This is a genomic window from Terriglobus sp. TAA 43, assembly GCF_000800015.1.
Lineage (GTDB): Bacteria > Acidobacteriota > Terriglobia > Terriglobales > Acidobacteriaceae > Terriglobus.
Genome location: NZ_JUGR01000001.1, coordinates 3,094,132 through 3,112,228 on the forward strand (window position 1 = coordinate 3,094,132; position 18,097 = coordinate 3,112,228).

Below are 18,097 nucleotides of genomic sequence, written 5' to 3' on the forward strand. Positions count from 1 at the left end.
GTCTGAGCATGAGGCTACTGCAATCGCTACCTAGATGTAATCCTTGCCGTATTGAACAGGAATTTGCGTGAAGGCGATGCGCGTCGGCGCGCTTTCGCGTGCTGGCAACATACCTGCGAAGTGCAGTGTGGTGTGACCGTATTTCTGATTCAGCTTGTCCAGTGTGCGGCTCAGTTCATTCCGGTTGTCCGGATCAGCGAAGAGCGTGGGCTGTTGCTCGTCCTCATGAATCAGACGATTAAGCGTTACGCCAATGAAGAAGGGGCGTTGATACTCCGGCCCGGTGGGCTGTTGCTGCCATAGTTTCTGCAACATCTCTAACAATGTGAGCGTGTCCTGGCAGGTAGGGAAGCGCGCTTCCATGCCCCATCCATCGTGCTTGATCCCGCTCTGATGATGTTTTACTTTTTGTTTCTGTCCCGCTTGCTCACGGTTGAGTTGGTAGCGGATCGTCAGCGCGAGCGAAGCAGTACACATCTTTTCCATTCGCAGACGCATTGCGGCCTTATGCAACAGTTTATGTGCGATGGCCCATGCTCCCTGAGGATTGCGATGTTCCGGACCAAGCACATGCGAATGGCCCAGCGACTTCTGCATCTCGCGGGGCAGGGGAGCGCCATCGTCGCCGGTATTGTGGCCGCGCAGCCAGTGATAGAGACGGTCTCCCCACACGGAGTTCCACAGCTTGTGCATCTCCTCGCGATTCAGATCCAGCAACTGCGCCATGGTGGTGATGCCTTTGCGATGAAGCATCTGTTCTGTGCGCGCACCCACGCCAGGAAGATCGCGGACGTCCAGGTGGACGAGAGCGCGAGGAAGTTGCGATGGCAACAGACCGATGAGGCCGTCGGGCTTTTGCATATCGCTGGCGATCTTTGCGAGATAACGGTTGGGGGCCATGCCGATGGAACAGCGAAGCGTTTTGCCGACATCGTCTCGGATGGCTTGCTTGATATCGAGGGCGATCTGGCGGGCGCGCGGTGGTTCCTGTTCGCGACCGATCAGCTGGCAGGCCACTTCATCAATGGAAGGCACATGCGCCACGGGACAGATCCTCTCCACGGCGTCGTGAATCCTGTGGGAGAAGGCCGCGTAATTGGAATGGTCGCCTTCCACCAAGATGATGTCCGGGCAGATGCGTTTCATATCCGCGACGCGAGTGCCGGTTTTGATTCCAAGACCCTTCGCTTCATAGCTCGCGGCAATTGCGACCGTGGTGTCTGCAAAGGTGGGCACGACGGCAATCGGACGGTCGCGATATTCGGGATGCAGCTCCTGTTCCACTGACGCGAAAAAGCTGTTCAGATCGACATGCAGAAATCCAAAGCGATCCGGGAGATCGCTTAATTGCGGATTCAAAAATGGATCAGCCACATCCATAGACCCAGTTTACCGCTGTATTCGCCGTACGTTCGCCATAAAGACGGCTTTGCTTCCTCGTCTGCTGCGGCATTCACACCAATGCTCCAACGGATTTCCGGATCGAATATTGCTGCACGGTGAAGGAAAAGTAACAAAAGTGAAAAAGCGGCGTTTCTTGGCGTTGACACGGCGGAAAATGTAGGGCAATCTAACGCAAACAAAGAATAAATAGATCTCGCTGCAGGCCGTTCGTCTGTGCCTTCCGGCGAGATTCCCTTTTTGCTGTACATCGCGCGGAGATTTTTCCCTTCATCGGCTCCGCGCGTTTAGGAGGCAGTACAAGAATGAAGAATCTTTTGCTTATTGCACCGCTGGCATTAGTCAGCGTTGCTGCTCACGGTCAGGCCGTTTCGGTAAACGGCGGTGCAATCCAGGGAACCATCACAGACGCATCCGGCGCCGCAGTTTCCGACGCCAACATCACAATTAAGAACCTCGAGCAAGGTACGACCAGAACGCTGACGACCGATAAGGCCGGCTTCTACAGCATCGGACCTCTGAATCCAGGTGACTATACCGTCACGGTGGTGGCTTCTGGTTTCCAACAGCTCGAAGTCAAGACCCGCATTCTTACAGGTACCGCTACTCCTGGCAGCTTCAAGCTCCAGGTTGGTCAGAACTCTGAAACCGTTGAAGTTACCGCTGGCGAAGTTCAGGTCAACACCGACCAGGCTGGCGTGGCGGACGTTATCACCCGCGAGCAGATTGCAAACCTTCCTGTGAACGGCCGTAACTTCCTGGATCTGGCTCAGATTGAACCGGGTGTGCAGCTTCAGAACGGCAACACCTTCGATCCCACCAAGTCGGGTTACACGGGCATTGCCGTCAACGGCACTTCGGGCCGTACCACCCGTATCCTTCTCGACGGCGCGGACATCACGGATGAAACCGTGGGAACCACGATCTTCAACGTGTCCCAGGGCGCCATCAACGAATTCCAGTTGAATCGTTCCACCCAGGACGCTGCCGGTGAAGTTACCTCGCAGGGTGCTGTGAACGTCTCGACCCGCTCGGGTACGAACTCAATCCACGGTGAAGCGTTCTACATCTTCCAGGATCAGCGCGCTCTGGACGCGAACCCGAACTCCACGGCAGACGCTAATGGAAACCACATCGCGCCGTACTTCCAGCGCAACCAGTATGGCGGTAGCATTGGCTTCCCGATCATCAAGGACAAGCTCTTCGGTTTCGGCAATGCAGAGCGCATCCAGCAGAACAGCGCATCCCCGTCCAACCTGGGAACTGTCTTCAATACTGCTGGTGCTAACCCGGTTGGGCAGTCCTCGACCCTTGCGGCACAGCACCCCACTGTGGGTACACCGTATCGCCAGACCTACTCCACCGTCCGTCTGGATTACTCTGGCCCGTTCGGCGGTCACTACTTCGCTCGTGGCAACTACAACGTAGATTCGACGACCACTGCAGGCGGAACGACCCGCTTTGCTGCGTATCCGAATCGCGACAATACGTACGGCATGGCCTTCGGTGCTGACTTCTCCAAGGGTCGCTTCACGCATTCGTTCCGTGGCTCGTACGAGAAGTTCCACAACCTCATCACAGACGGTAGCGCCTCCTCTGGCTACAATCCGCTCATAACCGCCAATGGTGCGGTGGCTTACAACTACACGAACCAGCTATATTTCGGACCGAACTCGAACGCTCCCCAGGCGACCTTCCAGTCCGATAAGCAGCTTCGTTATGACGGTAGCTACACGCGCGGCACCCACAACATCCGCTTTGGTGGTTCTTTGAACCGTTTGCAGGGTGGCGGCTATGCTGCCTTCTATGGTTTGGCTCCCCGTTTGAACCCGACCGCGAGCAACCTGCTTTCTGGAACGGTGAATGCCACCAACCCACTTGGCCTTGGTTGCAGCGGCGTAGTGGGAGCGCCCGCTTGCCCGGGTGATCCGCTGAACGGTTACAACACCAGCTCTGCGACGATTGCCACGGGCAACGGTTATGGCAACAACGTTGCGGGATTTGGTCTGCCTGGTGGCGGTGCACCTGCATGGCGCTACGGGTTCTATGTTGCGGATGCCTGGAAGGTTACGCCCAGCTTCACGGTGACGGCTGCTCTGCGTTACAGCGTGGACACCAACCGTCAGAACAACAGCTTCGCTTTGCCCACTTGCGGCGATATGACGGCTACTGCCAGCTACGTCTGCTCAGGCAAGGCATCCACGACCCCGTTGCTCAGCCTCTTCGATCCGAGCTACACCGCAGGTCATGTGCGCCAGCCGTATAACAACTTCGGACCTCAGGTCGGATTGGTATACGCTCCCGGCAACCACAAGACGGTACTGCGTGCAGGTTTTGGTCTTTACTACGAGAGCGTTGTGTTCAACAGCAGCGGCAACGCGGCAGCCGGTCTCTTGAAGACGGTTCAGTCGTACAACCCTGCATCTGCCTGTGCGTCGACGTCGGTTCTCTTCCCGGACAGCAGCGTCGTGACCACGTCGCCTGACGGAACGCCTCTGCAGACGCTCTGCCTCCAGCGCACGATTGCTCAGTCCGCTCCGCAGTTCGCTGCTCTGCAGAAGAGCTACCAGGCTGTGGCGAAGGCTAACCCGAATGTCGTGAACAGTGGATACCTTGGCAACACGCTGAATGCTTCGGGCCTGTATGCGCCGACGTACAAGCAGCCGGTTTCAGAGCAGTGGAACTTCGGTCTACAGCGTGAACTGTTCAAGGGCGCGGTTCTAAGCGCTGACTATGTCCACAACATGACGTGGCGCATCGGTCAGTCCATCGACCTGAATCACACAGGTGCGGCGCGTACCTTCAGCCAGGCAAATGCACTTGCCGCGATCAACCGCCTCTCTGCTTTGTCCACCACGAAGGGCGCCTGCGGTACGGCGACTGCTGCCACATCCGTTGCAGTCGTGCAGTGCCTCATCAACAACAATCCCTCGTTTGCAATCAACTCCTTCGCCAGCCAGGGACTCGATGGTGATGCATACACGAGCTACAACAACTACAAGGTTCAGGGACGCTCGACACCCGCAGCGTTCCCGGGTGTAAATCCTGATCTAGGCCGTGGCACGGTTATCCGCCCCGCAGGACGTTCGGGCTACGATGCTCTGCAGGTTGTCTATCGCCAGGCTGCTTCGCACCCGATGAAGGGTATCGACCGCAGCAACATCCAGGTTTCCTATAACCTGTCCCGTGTTGTGTCGAACATGACCTCAAACGACGAGTTCTTTGGAACCGGCGCCTGGGATTACGACAACCCGAATCAGTACATCGGCCGTAACACACTTGACCGTAAGCACCAGCTTTCCTTCGGTGGCAACATCAAGCCGAAGTATGGCCCGGAAATCGGTCTTATCGGTCACTTCTTCTCGGCCATTCCGTCGAATCTGATTCTGGATTCGAGCCTCGCCGCAGGAAATATCTTCACGACCGATCTGACAGGCGACGGAACGACGGGCGATCTTGCTCCTGGCACGGTGCAGGGTGATTACATGCATCGCGTCAAGGCGAACACGCTTGGCAGCTTCATCACCAATTACAACGGTAGCTACGCAGGAAAGGTAACTCCGGCCGGCCAGCAGGTGATTAACTCCGGCCTGATGACACTGTCGCAGCTCACAACGCTGAAGGGTGTTATTCAGCCTGTTTCTCAGCTTCCCACGGGAACTGCTAACAACAACCCCATGTTCCGTTCGCTGGACGTGAACTTCTCCTACCCGTTCCGGTTTAACAAGTTGCACGAGGGGCTGAGCCTTACGCCGAAGATTGCCTTCTACAACATCGCAAACTTCAGCAACTTCAGTTCCTATACCGGAACCCTGCAGAACACAACCACTGCGGGCACGACCAACAGCACTTCGGCTGGCGCTGGGTTTGTAACGGGTCCGAATAACTTTGCAACTCAGTCGGCACAGCGTACATACCGCGGTGTGGGAACGTTCTCGCAGGGCGCGCCCCGTCAGACAGAGTTCCAGCTGACCGCAACGTTTTAATCGAACCTGAACCTAACCAAAAGGGCCGCGAAAGCGGCCCTTTTGCATTGCACTCATCGCTTCACGATGCGTTCCACATGTATGGCGCGGTATGCTGTTGCGTCATGAAGATCTTTCGCTCTGTCGCCGCCTCTTGTTTTGCACTTGCGCTCGTTGCTGGAACTTTCGCGCAGAAGAATTCGCTGCGCATCACGGCTGTGGACGTGGAGGGAGGGCAGGCAACATTGTTTGTTGCGCCTACGGGGCAGTCTCTGCTTGTGGATACAGGTTGGGACAAGAACAATGGGCGCGATGCGGATCGTATTGTTGCAGCGGCGAAGTCGATGGGGCTTTCACGCATCGATACGGTATTGTTGACGCACTATCACGACGATCACATTGGTGGAGTTCCTCAACTCGCAGAGCGCTTTCCGATCGGTGCCTTTCTGGATCACGGTGAGCGTATTTCAAGCGATCCCAATAGCACGTCTTTTCTGGAGAATTACCGGAAGGTATTGGCCACCGGGAAGTACAAGCACTTCGTCGTAAAGGCGGGCGACAAGCTACCTGCTCCCGGCTTTGACGCGGTAGCGATCAGCAGTAACGGTGTTGTGATGGATCATGATCCTGGAGTGTCCAGTGCGCGCAAAGCTCCGAATCCGCTATGCGTGAATGTGAAACAGCCTGCAACGGATACGCAGGAGAATGGTCAATCGCTTGGCATCATGATTCGTTTTGCAGGACTGAAGATCGTCGATGCGGGTGACCTGACCTCAGATCGCGAATATTCATTGGTCTGTCCCGTGAATAAGCTTGGTCCGGTAGATTTGCTGATCGTTTCGCATCATGGCGTGGACTGGAGCAGCAGCCCGGTATTTATCAACTCGATTGCTCCGCGCGTAGCCATTATGGACAACGGGGCCCATAAGGGGGCCAGCACCTCGGTTATCGATACGATTCGCAAGTCGCCGCGTATTGAGGCGCTGTATCAACTTCACCTTGCACCACCTGCGGGTTCGCCCAATCCAGGAAAGACGACACAGGAAGGCCCGGAGCATAACGTTCCAGAAGCATTCATTGCCAATACGTCCGGCACAGATGGAAAAAACGTGACCATCGTCATCAGTGCGGATGGAAACATGCGTGTGACAAACGATCGTACGGGCGCCAGTAAGCAGTTTGCTCGTAAATAGATCAGTCGTCTTAAGTTGATGTGGTTGGCTTTCCTAAGCCCGACCAGATCGTAGGTGTGTGGGTTTCTGCAATCAATTGCCAGTCAGCGTATTCTTCAGGCAGATGCCGGGTCACCCTTATCAGCACACAGATCGCGAGATTCTGCGGCGCATTCAACGCGCTGGCGGTCGCGCGGGTTACAAACAACTGGTTCGCGAACTGGGTATGGGCGGTGGTCGCGAACGTCGCATGCTGCTGGAGCAACTGATGCGCATGACGGCTCGCGGCGCACTGGCGAAGATCGACCAGGAGCACTGGGCGTTGCCGGAAACAAATGTCGAGCGTGCAAAGAATGACAATCGTTTCGGTGGTCGCCGCGGCTTTGCACACGACCTGAAACAGCGCGTGCGTGATCGCGAGGGCAGTCGAAAAGATCTGATCGCTGGCAAGTTACAACTGCATCGTGATGGCTTTGGCTTTGTACGTCCGACGGACAGCACTGTGTCTGATGGCGATCTCTTCATCCCGCCGCACGAGTTGAATGGAGCCATGCAGGGGGACCAGGTGCTGGTGTTGCCTGCGCCTCCTTCGCGTGATGGCCGTCGCAGCGGCCGTATTGTGCGTGTGCTCACTCGCCGTAACCCCACGGTCGTCGGCATCTTTCACGCAGGGGGCGCGCGTGGCCGCTCAGTCGATTACGGCAGCGACGATATTCGACTTCGCGGCAGTTACGTCACACCGCTGGATGCGCGCATGTCGCAGCCGGTCTTGATTGAGAATGATCGCGATCTTCCGACTGCGGCCATCACGCCGCATCGCACTCTTGGCGCGGAGGCGAGTGCGCAGGAGCATGTGTGGGACGGCACGCTGCAGAATCTGCATGGGCTGGCTGTCGATGTGGAGATTACGCAGTATCCCACGGAGTATTCGCCTGCGCGCGGCCGTGTGATTGAAGTGCTGGGTAATCCGGATGCGTTTGGTGTGGATGTGGAGATCGTGATCCGCAAACATCATCTGCCGCATGTGTTTCCTGCAAATGTGCTGGCAGAGGCGCAGGACGCGGCGCACCGCAATGTTGCTTCGCTGGATGACAACGAAATCCATGCTCGTACGGACTTTCGTGACGAACCAATCGTTACGATTGATGGCGAGACCGCGAAAGACTTCGATGATGCCGTTCTGGTCCGCAAGCGTGACGACGGCACTTGGGAGTTGCAGGTTCACATCGCGGATGTTGCAGAGTATGTGCTGGATGGCACGGACCTGGATCTGGAAGCGCGCCTTCGTGGCAACAGCGTGTACTTCCCGGATCGTGCTGTGCCTATGCTGCCGCAGGAGTTGTCGAACGGTGAGTGTTCGCTGCGACCGGATGAAGACCGCATGGTCCTGTCATGCCTCGCAACGATTGATAGCGATGGCAATGTGCTGGGCTACGAGGTATGCGAAGGGATTATCCGTTCTGCTCGCCGCATGACGTATACGAAAGTGCAGAAGATACTCGACGGCGATGCGGAACTGCGCGCTGAGTATGTCGATTTCGTTCCACAGTTTGAGCTCATGCTGGAGCTTGCACAGAAGTTAAATGGCAAGCGGGTAAAGCGCGGATCGATTGATTTTGATCTGCCCGAACCGGTGATTGAGTTCGACGAAAACGGCACTATGCGCGGTGTGCGCAAGGCAGAGCGTGCGTGGTCCAACCGCATTATCGAAGAGTTCATGTTGTGCGCGAATGAATGCGTGGCCCGATGGATGGAAGCCAGCGGAGTGCCTGCGATGTATCGCATTCACGAGATGCCAGACCCTAAGCGCATCGTTGAGTTTGAGGACGCAGCTGCTGCATTCGGCGTGTCCCTTGGCGTTGGAGCATTGCCAGTGAAGACGTTGACCATGAAGGCAGATCGCCGTGATCAACGTCATCAGCATGAACGAGGCCGTGATGGTCGCCGACCGCAACAGCATGAGGTGTCTTCACAGATTGAAGTGGAGCCGCAGATGTATCAGCGACTCGCAGCGAAAATACAGGGCAGACCAGAGGAACGCATTCTCAGCTACCTGATGCTGCGTTCATTGAAGCAGGCCAAGTACTCCGAGAAGAATGAAGGTCACTTCGCCCTCGCCGCGCCCGCATATACGCACTTTACTTCGCCCATTCGTCGTTATCCCGATCTGATCGTGCACCGTGTTGTGAAGACGTTGCTTGCGGAAGGCGCTTCACCCTTGGGTGGCCCCGAGGAAACAGCATCATCATCCGCACAGCGATTCGCAGCGACTCATTCCCATGAATTGATTCATGCAGAAGGTTATGAGGAACCGTATCCGCGCGAGGAGGTTGCAGCCATTGCGCAGGAGTGCAGCGAGACAGAACGCCGCGCCGCCGATGCAGAACGTGAACTGATCGAGTGGAAGAAGATTGAGTTCATGAGCGATCGCGTCGGAGAAGACTTCGCTGCGATGGTGCTCTCCGTAACAAAGTACGGCGCGTATGTTGAGTTGCACGATTTGTATGTGGAGGGCCTTGTGCTGATTCACTCCCTTACAGGCGATCACTACACGTACCGCGAAAATGCCCGCGAAATACGCGGGTCTAAGAGTGGCAAGACGATTCGTCCCGGGATGCAGGTGCGCGTCCTGCTTGACCGTATCGATCGAGGCAATCGCAGGTTGCAGTTCGCCATTCTTCCCGAAGAAGAGAGTATGTCGGAGGGCATAAAGCCCTTCGTCAGCAAGCGCACGCGCAAGACAGCGCCGCGCGAGGAGAAGAAGACCACGGCAAAGACTGAAGGCTTGCGTCCCGCAAAGAAGGGTGGCAAGGCGCGGGCTACCTCTAAGTCACAGTTGTCGAATGAATCTCCTTTTGCGAAATTCGCAACGATTGATGGCGTGAAGCCGCGGCGACGGAAGAACAAGGATCTGATTGCAGCGAGCCGCAAGAAGAAGGGCAAGCGTCATTAGTAATGTGCGCTGCACTGCCTCCTCGCATAATGCACCTGCCTGTCGATGACCTGTTGCCGGAGATTGCCGCGGCCATACTTTCGTCGCGTGCATTGGTACTGCAGGCAGAGCCGGGCGCAGGTAAGACAACGCGTGTGCCACCTGCGTTGCTGGATATCGTGCAGGGCGATGTGATCGTCCTTGAGCCGCGGCGATTACCCGCGCGCATGGCGGCTCGCCGCGTCGCTTACGAGATGGGCGAGGAAGTTGGAGGCACGGTTGGTTATCAGGTGCGCTTCGATGAAAAAGTCAGCTCGAAGACGCGACTGCGGTTTGTCACAGAGGGAATTTTTCTTCGTCGCTTGATTGCTGATCCTGCATTGACTGGCGTCGGTGCAGTGGTGCTGGATGAATTTCACGAACGACATCTGGATGGTGATCTTGCGTTGGCGCTGCTGCGACGGGTGCAGCAGACGTCGCGGCCCGATCTGAAGATCGTGGTGATGTCGGCGACGCTGGATGCCGCGCCCGTTGCGGAATTCTTTGGTGGATGTCCTGTGATGGACGCACCGGGACGCATGTTTCCATTGACGATTGCATACATGCCGCAGGCTGCCGAGCCGTTGCATATACAGGTGCGCACGGCAGTACAACGACTGATGCACGAAGGGCACCGTGGTCATGCGTTGGTATTTCTGCCCGGCGCTGCGGAAATTCGTCGGGCTATGCGTGAGTGCGAAGGTGTTGCGCAAAGCTATGGCTTATTGATGTTGCCTTTGCACGGCGATCTCTCACCTGCGGAGCAGGATCGTGCAGTTGGACCATCGACGCAACAGAAGCTGATTCTGTCTACAAATGTTGCAGAGAGTTCTGTCACAGTGGAAGGCGTTACCGCAGTGATTGATAGTGGTCTGGCGCGCATTGCATCGCATTCACCATGGATGGGATTGCCGACGCTGGAGATCAAGCGTGTCAGTAAGGCAAGCGCGAAACAGCGTGCGGGGCGAGCAGGAAGAACTGCGCCTGGGCAGGTGCTGCGGCTGTATTCGGAGATGGATTTTTCGCAACGCGCAGAGCATGATGTGCCTGAGATTTTGCGCAGCGAGTTATCGGAGCTTGCGCTTTCATTGCGCGCCATGAAGCCAGCGTTGCGTGCGGAGGAAGTCGCATGGCTCACACCGCCAGAGGCGGCAGCGCTCTCGCAGGCGGAGATGTTGTTGAATCAACTTGGTGCCCAAAATGAGATGGCGCGACAACTGGCGCGCTATCCGCTACCTGTACGGTTGGCACGCATGATGGTTGCGGCGCAGGGGCGCGGTGCGGCAGCGGAGGCGGCAACGGCAGCAGCGCTGTTGAGCGTTGGCGGAAATGTTGAACGCAACGATTTGCTGGCCGCGATGGATGCGCAAGTCGCGCAGCCCGATCCAAAGGTGCAACAGACGGAACAGCAGCTTCGTCGCATCGCCGGTGTTGCCGCGGGTGCGAGGCACAGTTCATCGGATGAGCCTCTACTGCTTTCTGTGCTGCAAGGATTTCCGGATCGAGTAGCGAGGAAACGCAACGGCAAAGAGATGTTGCTGGGCAGTGGCGGCTCCGCGGAAGTACAAGGCGACGCATTGCCTTACGAGTTTGCTGTCGTGATGGATGCAGAAGACCGCAGTGACCGCCCTTTGCCATTGGTACGAATGGCTTCGCGCATCGAGCCAGACTGGTTGATTGATCTGTTTCCGGAACGCGTGAAAGAGGAAGAGACACTCACATGGAATCGCAATGCGGAGCGTGTGGAAGCCGTAACCTCGTTGCGGTACGACGGTCTGTTATTGCAGGAGTGGCGTGATGCGCGCCCTGATTCGGAACGCGCGGCGAAGCTCCTGGCCGCGCAGGCTGTGGCTGCAGGTGCAGGGCGTTTTCTGGATGCGGAGGCGATCGAGAACCTTCAAGCTCGTGCCTCGTTTGCTGAACTCCCTGTGTCGGATATCCAACAGGAACTGGAAGAACTGTGTATTGGACTGAGCCGGTTTTCATTCGAAGAGCTACGCCGCGCGGCGGAGAATCTGTTGCCGATGATCGAAGCAAAGCTGGAGGCGCAACGGCTCCGTGAGCTGGCTCCTGCGACGCTGAAGCTGAAGGCTGGGCGCCAGGTGAAAGTGCATTACGAAACGGGCAAACCTCCATGGATTGAGTCGCGTATGCAGGACTTCTTCGGCATGGATGATGGTCCACGCGTTGGCCCGGAACGGACGCCGGTGGTAATGCATCTGCTGGGGCCTAATCAGCGCGCGGTGCAGACGACGGCCGATCTTCGCGGGTTCTGGCAGCGGCTCTATCCTGAAGTGCGCCGCGAACTTATGCGACGTTATCCGCGGCATAAATGGCCGGAAAATCCTCTTTCTGCGGAAGCCGTCGAAGAGGCAAAACATCAGCCTGGTCGGCGCTCCTGACAGTTTCGAAGCTTCGCTTTGCCTGATGCGTCTAATCTGTATGGAGTGGTGCGGCGAGTGACCTGACGCCGTGCCGGAGAGAGTTCTGACGATGTACGTGAATAGAACCAACGGATATCCCACCGTAATCGACGTTCCGCGCGAAGGCACCGCACCGCTGTTGGCGAAGGTGTTGGGGATCACTGCGCTTGGATTTTTCATTACTGCCATCGGTGTGGCAACTGCGCCCTCATGGAGCATGCTGCCTGGCTTCATCGCGGTGCTTGCGCTTGTCTTCGCCATCAACGGCGTGAAACGTCAGAGCCCCAGTTTGGCTTTGGGGCTGTTTCTTGGTCTGGCGTTCTTCATGGGCTGGGAGATTGCGCCCATCATCCACATGTATGTGCGTATGATCGGGCCATACGTTGTCTTCCAGGCGGCCATGACCACGGGCCTGGGCATGACAGCGCTCGCATGTGTTTCGTACCTGTTCAGCATTGATTACCGCAGGCTCAGCGGCATTGCCGGTGCGGGACTGCTGGTGTTGATACTGGTTGGAGTGGCCAGCATGTTCTTCCACTTCCTGTCGCCCACGACTTACTCGTGGATGGCGTTGGCGATCTTCACGGCACTGACGGTGGCGGACTTTGCACGTATCCGCGCGGGTGGCGATGGGCTGACCGCGACACAGCTCGCGGTTGGTATTTATCTGGATGCCATTAATATCTTCCTGATCCTGCTGCAGCTTTTCGGTAGCGGTGGACGTCGCCGCGACTAGAGAAAGTAATAATTGCCAAAAGACCGGAGCATTTGCTCCGGTCTTTTCTATTGGCCTTCCATCAGGAGCAGGATGGCGCTGCTAAAGTTCACGACAATGAAATTATGACTTTGGTTTAATACTTCCCATGTCCACATCGCGTCGTGATTTTTTGAAGTTTGCTGCTCTGATTTCCGGAGCCACAGGTATATCGGGCTTTGTTCCCGAATCCATTCAGCGAGCATTTGCCATTGAGCCGGCGCCCGGCAGCACCTTTGCCGATGCGGAACACATCGTCATTCTGATGCAGGAGAACCGTTCGTTCGATCACTCGCTCGGAAGTTTGCAGGGCGTGCGCGGATTCAACGATCCACGTGCCATGCGTCAACCCAACGGCAATTCGGTTTTTGCGCAGACGTCGAAGGCCACAGGCAAATCGTTTGCTCCGTGGCGGCTTGATTTGAAAGACACGCGCATTACATGGATGGGTTCCGTCCCGCATTCACGCAACTCGCAGGTGGATGCATGGAACGACGGCCACTATGACAACTGGCTCGATGCGAAGAAGTCTGGCAACAAGGATTACCAGCAGATACCCATCACCATGGGGCATTACACGCGTGAGGATCTTCCGTTTTATTACGCGTTGGCCGATGCATTCACCGTGTGCGATCAAAGCTATTGCGCGGTGATGAGTTCTACCACTCCGAACCGCTCCATGTTCTGGACCGGCACTGTGCGCGATAAGAAGTCAGCCGATTCGCGTGTGTATATGCGCAACGATCAGCTGTTTCGCGATCCGTTGGGATGGAAGACGTATCCGGAGCGACTGACAGAAGCGGGCATTTCATGGCACTTCTATCAGAATGATCTTTCCATGACGAGCGGTCTCACGCCGGAGGAGCGTTCCTGGTTATCGAACTACGGTTGCAACGTGCTGGAGTGTTTTGCGGCTTATAACGTACATGCCTATCGCTATGCTCCTGAATTGTTAAAGACACAGCTGGAGTCGGCGCAAAAGCAGGTGGCGCGTTTGGAAGAACAGCTTTCAGAGTTGTCCAACCCTGAGATGGGTGACGAGCTGCATGCGCAGCTTGGTCTGGCCCAGGGACACGTTGCCCACTTGCAGAAGGCAGTGGCCAATGCAGGCGAGGCGCGCTATAAGCAGCTCTCCGCAAAAGAACGTGCATTGCACGATGCTGCTTTTATGACCAACACAGGCGATTCGAACTATCGTTCGCTGGAGGCTCTCCGATTCAATAGCGATGGCCGCGAAGATACCATCAACGTTCCCAAGGGCGATATCCTTCATCAGTTCCGCGCTGATGTGGAAGCAGGTAAGCTGCCCACGGTGTCATGGCTAGCAGGGCCCGAGCATTTCTCCGATCATCCTTCGTCGCCCTGGTATGGGGCGTGGTGGGTGTCGGAGATCATGGACATTCTCACCAAGAACCCTGAAGTTTGGAAGAAGACCATCTTCATCCTCACGTATGACGAGAACGATGGTTACTTCGACCACTCGCCGTCCTATGTCGCGCCCGATCCTAAGAGGCCCGAGACAGGTGCTGCATCCGCAGGGATTGATGTTGCACTGGAGTACACCTATAAGGCTGACGAGATTGCACAAGGTGTTCCCAGCCACGAAGCGCGTAGTGGGCCCATCGGCATGGGCTTCCGTATTCCCACGATCATTGCCTCGCCATGGACCCGCGGTGGATGGGTGAATTCGCAGCTTTGCGATCACACGTCAACGCTGCAGTTCCTGGAGAAATTCGTTCAGGCAAAGTTCGGAAAGAATGTACGCGAAGACAACATCAGCGATTGGCGTCGTACTGTAGCGGGCGATCTTACTTCTTGCTTCCGACCCCACCGGGAAGACGAAGCCGGATTGAATTTTCTGCAGCGCGATCAGTTCATTGAATTGATTGTTAATGCGCGCAATAAGGCGCTGCCCACGGGATACAAGGAGCTCTCCGCGGAAGAGATAAGTGCGATCAATACGCGTCCAAGCAAAGCATCTGCAACATCACATCAAGAGCACGGAACCCGGCCGTCCTGCGCGTTGCCTTATGAGCTTTACGCGCATGGCATGGTATCTGCGGATGGCAAGCACTTCGAACTGCAATTGACTGCGGCCAAAGAGGTCTTCAAGGATCGTGCAGCCGGTGCTCCGTTTAATGTGTATCTTCGCAATCTCACTGCTAAGCCGGGAATGCGTGCGGCGACCTATACCGTGAGAGCAGGCGATACATTAAAGCCGACGTTTGCACTCGATGAGTTTCGCGATGGCCAGTATGAAATTGAAGTATTGGCAGCAAACGGATTTTATCGGCGCTTTACCGGCGATCTCCACGCGACAACGCCGCAGGTCGTGGCCAAACTGCAGATGCGCAACGGCAATCCGACAGGTACGCTGGAACTGCATATCCGTAATGGTTCCTCAACTTCTCAACAATTTGAGATCAAGGACAACAGCTACGGCGCAGCGGCCATACAGAAGTCAGTTGCTGCGGGAGCAACGCAGGTGATTAGCATTCCGCTTGAGAAGAGCTTCCACTGGTATGACCTTACTGTTCAGAGCACCGGCAGCAAGGCCTTCGCGCAGTTCGCAGGACGCGTGGAAACAGGCGCGCCCACTAAGACTGATCCTCTTATGGCTTGATCTTGTAAATATGGATTGAAAGGCGCAGTGTCCTCGGGATACTGCGCCTTTTGTTTGTTCGCGAAGAAGAGCGCCTATTCTGTCCGCAACGTGCGTAGCGGGTCCACACTTGCTGCACGTCCTGCAGGCACAATGCTGGCCAACAAAGCTACCAGAACGACTCCTATCACTGCGAAGAGATAGCTCGTCACATCAAGCGCCGTCATTCCATAGAGCGAGCTTTCAAGACCGCGGCCGGCAATGGTCGCAAGCGGGATACCGATCGCTACTCCGCCCGCGCACAACAGAAGGCTGCCGCGCAGAACCATCCACACAACCTGACTGCGCTGCGCGCCGAGGGCGATCCGCACACCAATCTCCGCTCTGCGCCGGTTCATGCGATAGGCCAGCGTTCCATAGAGTCCCGTTGCAATCAGCACGACTGCCAGGACTCCAAAGCAACCCGCAAGCCGCGCGAAGAGGATTGGCCCTGAGATGGATTTTTCGAATACAGCAACTTGCGTCATTGGTTCCAGCAGGGGCATATCCGGATCCATCTGCGCGATCACTCTACGCACCTCCGGCAAGATCGCCATAGGATCACCGGGGACACGCATCTCGACATGGAGTTGGTTTGTAGCCCCGCCCTGTGTGAATACGGTCCACATCATCGGCCGCGTTTCTTCCGTGATGCTAGTGTATTTGTGATCCTTCACCAATCCCACAATCTGTTGCGAAGTCTTTCCGCGAGGGCTACTCAACACGTGTCCCACCGCATGCAACGAGCCCACGTACTTCTTCGCAAAGCTCTCATTCACGATTGCAACGCCCGGCGCACTTGCCGTATCGGCATCGGAGAAATCGCGGCCATCTAAAATCGTCACGCCCATCGTGCGGAAGTAATCGGCCGCTACTGTATTTTGTCGATACGTTACCTGCCCCGGCTGGAACCCATTGGCATTATGTCCATCCAGTAGTAGACCGCCCTGATTGCTGGACCATCCCGAGCCCGGTCGATTCCCAGCCATGGATACGCTCTCCACACCAGGAATCGCGCGCAGCCTTTGCTGCAACGTTGTAAAGAACGCAATGCCCTCTTCCTTGGTATGAGCTTGTTGCGCACGAATGCCGAATACCACGAGACCTTCCGGCTTCTGCCCCATGGGCGTATTTAGTAGGTTTCGTAGCGTCTTCAGCAACAGGCCCGCACCTACCAACAACACCACGCACATGGCAATCTGCGTCATGATCACCGCATTGCCTGCGCGGGTCTTCTGTGAACTGGTTTGCGACGATGTAGCGGAACTGCGTAGCGAACTCTGCGAAGCGTTCGACATAGCTGCACGCAGTGGCGCCAACCCGAACACAATCGCAAGCAGAACCAGCACGCCCAGCGTCAGGCCGAGCACCTTAAGGTCTGGCTGCAGATTTGATTCAATATGCGCCCATGTTCCTAACGCACGTGTCGCTCCCAACGCAAAAAACCATGCCACACCGCCGCCCAACGCCACTAACAACATGCTTTCCGTCAGGAGTTGCCGTGCAATCTCTCTGCGTCCGGCACCAAGCGCAAAACGCACACCGAACTCGCGCTGCCGGTTCGCATTGCGCGCCATAAGCAACATCACTACATTGCTCATGGCGATGAGCAGTACCATTCCCACCATCGCCATGAGCACTTTCAGTGCCCTTGCAAAGAATCCGTTGTCACCATCGAACTGTTTGGCTTCGGGCAGCGAAAGTTTATATGTCGGTGCTCCACTCTTTTTTTCGGGCAGACCGATATAAGCGGCCCGCTCGAAGAGTGTCTGCATCTGTGCAAGCGCCTGTTCGCGGCTCACTCCTGGCGCTGTGCGCACCATCAAGCGCATCGTCCACAGGCGCGGTTCTGTCAGATACATTCCGTTTTCTGCAGAGGAGCCCCACGCGTTAAACTCTGGTCTGCTTTGTAGCGGAATCCAGAAATCGAGTGGCAGTGCGCCTTCCGTTCCTTCAAATCCCTTCTTCGCAACACCCACAATCGTGAATGGAATTGACTTGATATAAAGCGTCTTTCCGACTACGTCCGCGCTGCGTTGATAGTGCGAAGCCCAGAAACTTTCACTGATCACCGTTACCTGCGTGTGATCCGTTTCGTCCTTCGCAACAAAGCCCCGGCCCAACTCTGTTCCCACTCCCAGGCCATGGAAGTAGTTGCCGCTCACCATGTCTCCCGCAGCCTCTTCCGGAACTGTACCCACGCGGATAGGAGCCTTGCCGCTATTGGACATCGGGATAAATGTCATCACATCCTGCAAACCATTCAGTCCGTGCAACGCCTGATAGAACGCGTAAGAGAATGAGGTTGCTGAATCGCCCGTCTGCCAGGCTCCATCGGGAAAGTCTGTCGTGTGAACGTAGAAGACTTGCGAAGCATCCCGCACCGGCAGCATCTTCTCCAGCACCGCATGCATCACGCTGAAGACGGCAGTGTTTGCACCTACGCCCAGCGCCAGTGTTAACACGCAAACGATGGTGAATACTGGCGTCTTGATGAGTTGCCGTATTCCATAGCGCAGATCACGACTTACATTCGCAAAGAACATCGTTGTCCTCGATTCCCGTTGCTGCTGCTGTAACAAGACCGTGTTGCCAAATTGTCGACGCGCCGCACGTCTTGCATCTTTGGCACTCATGCCTTCACGTTCAAACTTCTCTGCAAGCATCTCCAGGTGCGTCATCATCTCTTCATCGAAGAGAGAGTCTTCGTGCACTCGCGTAAACAACGCTTTGAGTTTTGCCAGAAAAGTAAGTGCGCGGTCGGACATGG

General features: G+C 56.2%; 9 protein-coding genes. 6 read left to right on the forward strand and 3 right to left on the reverse strand.

The window, feature by feature from the left end:
* Positions 1-30: 30 nt before the first annotated feature.
* On the reverse strand, positions 31-1,380 hold the full coding sequence (locus M504_RS13205) for a DNA polymerase (RefSeq protein WP_047492124.1): 1,350 nt from the start codon (positions 1,378-1,380) through the stop codon (positions 31-33).
* Complete coding sequence (locus M504_RS22090) at positions 1,356-1,652, reverse strand: hypothetical protein (RefSeq protein WP_156993744.1); 297 nt, start codon at positions 1,650-1,652, stop codon at positions 1,356-1,358. The genes M504_RS13205 and M504_RS22090 overlap by 25 nt, the downstream gene beginning before the upstream one ends.
* A gap of 54 nt (positions 1,653-1,706) precedes the next feature.
* Between M504_RS22090 and M504_RS13210 the strand changes: the two genes are divergently transcribed.
* The 6 genes from M504_RS13210 (at position 1,707) to M504_RS13235 (ending at position 15,309) form a co-directional block, all read left to right on the forward strand.
* Positions 1,707-5,387: a TonB-dependent receptor gene (locus M504_RS13210; protein ID WP_047492126.1), complete on the forward strand. Its 3,681-nt coding sequence runs from the start codon at positions 1,707-1,709 to the stop codon at positions 5,385-5,387.
* A gap of 104 nt (positions 5,388-5,491) precedes the next feature.
* A complete protein-coding gene (locus tag M504_RS13215) occupies positions 5,492-6,559 on the forward strand; it encodes a ComEC/Rec2 family competence protein (protein ID WP_052200705.1) in 1,068 nt (355 codons plus the stop codon).
* A gap of 103 nt (positions 6,560-6,662) precedes the next feature.
* Positions 6,663-9,491 (forward strand): ribonuclease R family protein, encoded by a 2,829-nt coding sequence (locus M504_RS13220; RefSeq protein ID WP_047492129.1) that lies wholly within the window; start codon positions 6,663-6,665, stop codon positions 9,489-9,491.
* Between the two features lie 2 nt (positions 9,492-9,493).
* The gene (gene hrpB, locus M504_RS13225; RefSeq protein WP_052200706.1) at positions 9,494-11,911 is read left to right on the forward strand and encodes an ATP-dependent helicase HrpB; all 2,418 of its coding nucleotides are present in this window, start codon (positions 9,494-9,496) and stop codon (positions 11,909-11,911) included.
* A gap of 91 nt (positions 11,912-12,002) precedes the next feature.
* On the forward strand, positions 12,003-12,668 hold the full coding sequence (locus tag M504_RS13230; protein ID WP_047492132.1) for a Bax inhibitor-1 family protein: 666 nt from the start codon (positions 12,003-12,005) through the stop codon (positions 12,666-12,668).
* A gap of 127 nt (positions 12,669-12,795) precedes the next feature.
* Positions 12,796-15,309, forward strand: coding sequence for a phosphocholine-specific phospholipase C (locus M504_RS13235; protein WP_047492135.1), 2,514 nt, complete (start codon positions 12,796-12,798; stop codon positions 15,307-15,309).
* Positions 15,310-15,383: 74 nt separating this feature from the next.
* Here M504_RS13235 and M504_RS13240 read toward each other — a convergent pair whose 3' ends face one another.
* Positions 15,384-18,095 (reverse strand): ABC transporter permease, encoded by a 2,712-nt coding sequence (locus M504_RS13240; RefSeq protein ID WP_047492140.1) that lies wholly within the window; start codon positions 18,093-18,095, stop codon positions 15,384-15,386.
* Positions 18,096-18,097 lie beyond the last annotated feature (2 nt).

Excerpts from the sequence above, each read along its gene's own strand:
- M504_RS13205 (WP_047492124.1), bottom strand. The coding sequence starts at position 1,380 with ATGGATGTGGCTGATCCATTTTTGAATCCGCAATTAAGCGATCTCCCG.
- M504_RS22090 (WP_156993744.1), bottom strand. The coding sequence starts at position 1,652 with ATGTACAGCAAAAAGGGAATCTCGCCGGAAGGCACAGACGAACGGCCT.
- M504_RS13210 (WP_047492126.1), top strand. The coding sequence starts at position 1,707 with ATGAAGAATCTTTTGCTTATTGCACCGCTGGCATTAGTCAGCGTTGCT.
- M504_RS13215 (WP_052200705.1), top strand. The coding sequence starts at position 5,492 with ATGAAGATCTTTCGCTCTGTCGCCGCCTCTTGTTTTGCACTTGCGCTC.
- M504_RS13220 (WP_047492129.1), top strand. The coding sequence starts at position 6,663 with ATGCCGGGTCACCCTTATCAGCACACAGATCGCGAGATTCTGCGGCGC.
- hrpB (WP_052200706.1), top strand. The coding sequence starts at position 9,494 with ATGTGCGCTGCACTGCCTCCTCGCATAATGCACCTGCCTGTCGATGAC.
- M504_RS13230 (WP_047492132.1), top strand. The coding sequence starts at position 12,003 with ATGTACGTGAATAGAACCAACGGATATCCCACCGTAATCGACGTTCCG.
- M504_RS13235 (WP_047492135.1), top strand. The coding sequence starts at position 12,796 with ATGTCCACATCGCGTCGTGATTTTTTGAAGTTTGCTGCTCTGATTTCC.
- M504_RS13240 (WP_047492140.1), bottom strand. The coding sequence starts at position 18,095 with ATGTCCGACCGCGCACTTACTTTTCTGGCAAAACTCAAAGCGTTGTTT.